An 804-nucleotide genomic window follows, 5' to 3' on the forward strand; every position below is an offset into this window, starting at 1 on the left:
ATGCTTTCATACAGTTCGGCGCGCGTCTGCATCGTGTCGACCGCCGCTTTCTGCGTGCCGTCGCGGCGGATCGTGCGGTAGACGTTTTCCGCGGCCCGGTTCATCGCGCGGAACGCCGACAGCGGATACAGCACGAGCGACACATCGGCGCCGCGCAGTTCGTCGACCGTGAACAGCGGCGTCGCGCCGAACTCGGTGATGTTCGCCAGCACCGGCACCTTTACCGCCTTCACGAACTGGCGGTACATGTCCAGATCGGTCATCGCTTCGGGGAAGATCATGTCCGCGCCGGCTTCGACGCAGGCCGCCGCACGGTCGATCGCGGCCTGCAGGCCGTCGACCGCGAGCGCATCGGTGCGCGCCATGATCACGAACTGCGGGTCGGTGCGCGCGTCGACGGCGGCCTTGATGCGATCGACCATCTCGTCCTGCGAGACGATCGCCTTGCCGGGCCGGTGGCCGCAGCGCTTCGCGCCGACCTGGTCCTCGATATGCATCGCGCCGGCGCCGGCGCGGGTCAGCGCCTTGACGGTGCGCGCGATATTGAACGCGGACGGACCGAAGCCGGTATCGACGTCGACCAGCAGCGGCAGGTCGCAGACATCGGTGATACGGCGCACGTCGGTGAGCACGTCATCGAGCGTGGAGATGCCGAGATCGGGCAGGCCGAGCGAGCCGGCCGCGACCCCGCCGCCGGACACGTAGATCGCCTTGAAGCCCGCCTGCTGTGCGAGCAGCGCGTGATTCGCGTTGATCGCGCCGACCACCTGAAGCGGTTTCTCTTCGGCGACTGCGGCGCGGAAA

General features: G+C 68.0%; 1 protein-coding gene. It reads right to left on the reverse strand.

Features of this window, described 5'->3' with window-relative positions:
* The coding region (prpB, locus tag HV796_RS42865) for a methylisocitrate lyase (protein ID WP_217478265.1) at positions 1-804 on the reverse strand (804 nt) is incomplete at both ends.

Origin of the sequence: Paraburkholderia humisilvae (assembly GCF_902859855.1) — a bacterium.
GTDB classification, from domain to species: Bacteria; Pseudomonadota; Gammaproteobacteria; order Burkholderiales; family Burkholderiaceae; genus Paraburkholderia; species Paraburkholderia humisilvae.